The following is a 4,696-nucleotide window of genomic DNA, read 5'->3' on the forward strand; positions in this document are numbered from 1 at the left end:
CTTTTACTTTCAAAAGTTATTTCCTTAGATACTATCAGAAAAGATTTTTAATATTTCTTGCTATGAACACTTCCCCCATCCTCCCCCCTTCCATGCTCGGCATCCTAGGCGGCGGCCAATTAGGCAGAATGTTTACCGTTGCCGCCAAAACCATGGGCTACAAAGTAACCGTACTCGACCCCGATCCGAACGCGCCGGCAGCAGAATTTGCCGACCGTCATTTGTGCGCGCCGTTTGACGATCAGGCCGCTTTGGACGAGTTGGCAAAATGCGCGGCGGTTACCACTGAATTTGAAAACGTCAATGCCGACGCGATGCGCTTTCTGGCAAAGCATACCAACGTTTCTCCGAGCGGCGACTGCGTTGCCATCGCGCAAAACCGTATTCAGGAAAAAGCGTGGATACGCAAAGCGGGATTGCAAACCGCACCGTATCAGGTGGTTTGCCGTTCAGACAACATCAGCGAAGCAAGCGCGCAATTCCTGCCCGGCATCCTGAAAACGGCTACTTTGGGCTACGACGGTAAAGGTCAAATCCGCGTCAAAACGGTGGACGAACTCAAAGCCGCGTTTGCCGAACACGGCGGCGTGGATTGCGTTTTAGAAAAAATGGTGGATTTGCGCGGCGAGATTTCCGTGATCGTATGCCGTCTGAACGATGAAAACGTGCAAACCTTCGACCCCGCCGAAAACATCCATGAAAACGGCATCTTGGCTTATTCCATCGTCCCTGCGCGGCTGAGTCCCGACTTGCAGCAACAGGCTCGGCAGATGGCGCAACGCTTGGCGGACGAATTGGATTATGTCGGCGTATTGGCAGTGGAAATATTCGTCGTCGGCGACACGCATGAATTGGTCGTCAACGAAATCGCCCCGCGTCCGCACAATTCCGGCCATCATACGCTGGATGCCTGCGCCGCAGACCAGTTCCAGCAGCAGGTACGCATTATGTGCAATCTGCCGCCCGCCGATACCAAGCTGCTTTCTTCATGCTGCATGGCAAATATTTTGGGCGACGTCTGGCAGGAAGACGGCGGCGAACCGAATTGGCTGCCGTTGCAAAGCAATCCGAATGCACACATGCACCTATACGGCAAAAAAGCCGCGCGCAAAGGCCGAAAAATGGGCCACTTTACCGTCTTGGCCAACGATGCGGACAACGCGTTCCAAACCGCACAAACCTTACATCAAAGCCTGTAACCTTACCCACTTTTTTCAGACGGCCTTTGATTGCAAAAGGCCGTCTGAAATCAATTTTTCCGACCATCCGCCATGAGCCTTCTGACCATCCTCCGTCCGGCAACCGAAAAAGACTGCCAAGCTATACACAACGCCCATCTGCATGCCGTTCAATACGCCTGCATTCGCTGTTATGATGAAACTATTATGCACACATGGGAAAGTCTGCTCGACATCAACAGCTATTTGGAAACCATCTCCGATAAAAACAAAGCCTTGTGGGTGGTCGAATACAAAGGGCTGATTCAAGGCTTTTTCCAAGTCGATTTCAAAGAAGCGCAACTGGACGCCTTATACGTCCATCCGCTCTTCCACAATCTCGGCTTGGGTACAGCCCTGCTCAGCCGCGCCGAAGAAATGGCACGAAATGCAGGCCTCAGCTTTCTCAAACTGTATGCCTCGCTCAATTCCGTGCCTTTCTATCGCCTCAATCGTTATGAATCGCTCGGTACTGCCGTGTTGCAGCTGAACAAAACCGTCCGCGTCGAATGCGAATTGATGCGCAAATACCTGTAATTTTCCCTTCCGCCGTTGCTTTTTTGAAAGAAACCGATGTCCCGAATTGCCGCACTGCCCGACCATCTTGTCAACCAAATCGCCGCCGGCGAAGTGGTTGAACGCCCTGCCAACGCTCTGAAAGAAATCGTTGAAAACAGTATCGACGCAGGCGCGACAGCGATTGATGTCGAGCTGGCCGGCGGCGGTATCCGCCTGATTCGCGTCAGCGACAACGGCAGCGGCATCCACCCAGACGACATCGAGCTTGCGCTCCACCGCCACGCCACCAGCAAAATCAAAACCTTAAACGATTTGGAACACGTTGCCAGTATGGGCTTTCGTGGTGAAGGTTTGGCCAGTATCGCCTCAGTCAGCCGCCTGACCCTGACCAGCCGTCAAGAAGACAGTTCACACGCGACCCAAGTCAAAGCAGAAGACGGCAAACTCAGCAGCCCCACCGCCGCCGCCCACCCCGTCGGCACCACCATCGAAGCTGCCGAACTCTTCTTCAATACCCCTGCACGGCGCAAGTTCCTCAAATCCGAAAACACCGAATACGCCCACTGCGCCACCATGCTCGAACGTCTTGCGCTGGCGCATCCGCACATTGCCTTCTCACTCAAACGCGACGGCAAACAAGTGTTCAAACTTCCTGCACAAAGCCTGCATGAACGTATTGCCGCCATTGTCGGCGATGATTTTCAGACGGCCTCATTGGAAATTGACAGCGGCAATGGCGCATTGCGGCTCTATGGCGCGATTGCCAAGCCGACCTTTGCCAAAGGTAAAACCGACAAACAATACTGCTTCGTCAACCATCGCTTCGTGCGCGACAAAGTCATGCTCCACGCCGTCAAGCAGGCATACCGAGACGTATTGCACAACGCGCTGACGCCTGCTTTCGTCCTCTTCCTCGACCTGCCGCCCGAAGCCGTGGATGTCAACGTCCACCCAACCAAAACCGAAATCCGCTTCCGCGACAGCCAGCAGGTGCACCAACTCGTGTTCCACACGCTCAACAAAGCCCTTGCCGACACACGCGCCGACCTGACCGAAAGCGTCAGCAACGCAGGCGAAGTGTTGCATGACATTACCGGCGTTACTCCTGCCCCAATGCCGTCTGAAAACGACAGCGAAAATCTGTTTAATAGCGCATCCAACTACCCGACAGGCAGCAAACCCGATACACGCAATGCCTTTGGTTCATCAGGCAAAACCGCGCCTATGCCTTACCAAGCCGCGCGTGCGCCGCAACAACGCAGCCTGTCTCTGCGCGAAAGCCGCGCAGCCATGAATACTTATGCCGAGCTCTACAAAAAAACCGACGACATTGACCTTGAATTGAGCCAATTCGAGCAGGCACGTTTCGGCAATATGCCGTCTGAAATGCCTACCCAAAAAACAGATATGCCGCTTTCAGACGGCCTTTCATCCCAATCCGAACTGCCGCCGCTCGGCTTTGCCATCGCCCAACTATTAGGCATCTACATCCTCGCCCAAGCCGAAGACAGCCTGCTGCTCATCGACATGCACGCCGCCGCCGAACGCGTCAACTACGAAAAAATGAAACGCCAACGTCAGGAAAACGGCAATCTACAAAGCCAGCGCCTGCTTATTCCCGTAACCTTTGCCGCGTCCCACGAAGAATGCGCCGCCCTTGCCGATCATGCCGAAATGCTGACAGGCTTTGGCTTGGAATTGTCCGACATGGGCGGCAATACCCTTGCCGTCCGCGCAGTTCCTGCCATGCTCGGTAAAGCCGACGTCGTTTCGCTGGCCAAAGATGTATTGGGCGAACTCGCCCAAGTCGGCAGCAGCCAAACCATCGAAGAACACGAAAACCACATCCTCGCCACCATGTCCTGCCACGGCTCAGTCCGCGCCGGCCGCCAACTGACCTTGCCAGAAATGAATGCGCTCCTGCGCGATATGGAAAACACGCCGCGCAGCAACCAGTGTAACCACGGCCGTCCGACATGGGTCAAACTGACTTTAAAAGAATTGGATGCGTTGTTTTTACGCGGACAGTAACGCCGATAAAAAGGCCGTCTGAAAATGCTTTCAGACGGCCTTTCAACTTATTTGCCCTTAACGAATATCCATAGGCGCAAACGATTTCACGGTTTCATCGATTGCTTTAACACGGGTCAGGAAGTCTTCCAATTGCGCAAGCGGCAATGCGCTTGGGCCATCGCATTTGGCTTGGTCGGGATTGGCATGGGATTCGAGGAACAAACCGGCCAATCGGGTTGCCATACCGGCAAGTGCCAAGTCCAATACTTGGGCGCGACGGCCGCCTGACGCAGCGGCACCGGATTCGCGCGTTTGCAGGGAATGGGTTACGTCAAAAATAACGGGCAGGTTGTTGCACGTTTTTTTCATCACGCCAAAGCCGAGCATATCGACCACCAAGTTGTCGTAGCCGAAGTTTGCGCCGCGTTCGCACAAAATGATTTGCTCGTTGCCTGCTTCTTGGAATTTCTCAACAATATTCTTCATTTGAGACGGACTGAGGAATTGCGGTTTTTTGATGTTGATGACATTGCCGGTTTTCGCCATTGCCACCACCAAATCGGTTTGGCGCGCCAAGAAGGCAGGCAGCTGGATGACATCGCAGACTTCGGCAACCGGCTGGCATTGGTAAGGCTCGTGAACGTCGGTAATCACGGGAACGTTAAACTCGCGTTTCACCGTTTGAAAAATCTTCATGCCTTCGTCCAAACCCACACCGCGGAAAGAGTGGATGGAAGAGCGGTTTGCCTTGTCGAAAGAGGCTTTGAAAACGTAAGGGATGCCGAGTTTATCGGTTACTTTAACGTATTGCTCACAGGCTTTCAGCGTAGAGTCAAGGTCTTCAAGAACATTGATGCCGCCGAAAAGGGTAAAGGGCGCATCGTTGCTGACGGTGATGTTGTTGATTTGGATATTCACGGCAAAGCCTTTCAGATAAGTTGAATTTG

At 53.5% G+C, this 4,696-nt stretch carries 4 protein-coding genes; 3 read left to right on the forward strand and 1 reads right to left on the reverse strand.

The features are described 5' to 3' along the window. Positions 1 to 62 precede the first annotated feature (62 nt). The 3 genes from ACTHUT_RS14145 (at position 63) to mutL (ending at position 3,767) form a co-directional block, all read left to right on the forward strand. On the forward strand, positions 63 to 1,199 hold the full coding sequence (locus ACTHUT_RS14145; RefSeq protein ID WP_250600723.1) for a 5-(carboxyamino)imidazole ribonucleotide synthase: 1,137 nt from the start codon (positions 63 to 65) through the stop codon (positions 1,197 to 1,199). 72 nt (positions 1,200 to 1,271) lie between these two features. Beyond that, complete coding sequence (locus tag ACTHUT_RS14150; protein WP_003683615.1) at positions 1,272 to 1,754, forward strand: GNAT family N-acetyltransferase; 483 nt, start codon at positions 1,272 to 1,274, stop codon at positions 1,752 to 1,754. 36 nt (positions 1,755 to 1,790) lie between these two features. Next, positions 1,791 to 3,767: a DNA mismatch repair endonuclease MutL gene (gene mutL / locus ACTHUT_RS14155; RefSeq protein ID WP_250600725.1), complete on the forward strand. Its 1,977-nt coding sequence runs from the start codon at positions 1,791 to 1,793 to the stop codon at positions 3,765 to 3,767. 57 nt (positions 3,768 to 3,824) lie between these two features. Here the strand turns inward: mutL and kdsA are convergent, their stop codons facing one another. Beyond that, positions 3,825 to 4,667 carry a 3-deoxy-8-phosphooctulonate synthase gene (gene kdsA, locus ACTHUT_RS14160; RefSeq protein WP_250600727.1) on the reverse strand — a complete coding sequence of 281 codons (843 nt, stop codon included), beginning with the start codon at positions 4,665 to 4,667 and terminating at the stop codon, positions 3,825 to 3,827. Between the last annotated feature and the right edge of the window lie 29 nt (positions 4,668 to 4,696).

The organism is Neisseria sp. P0022.S010, assembly GCF_051956635.1.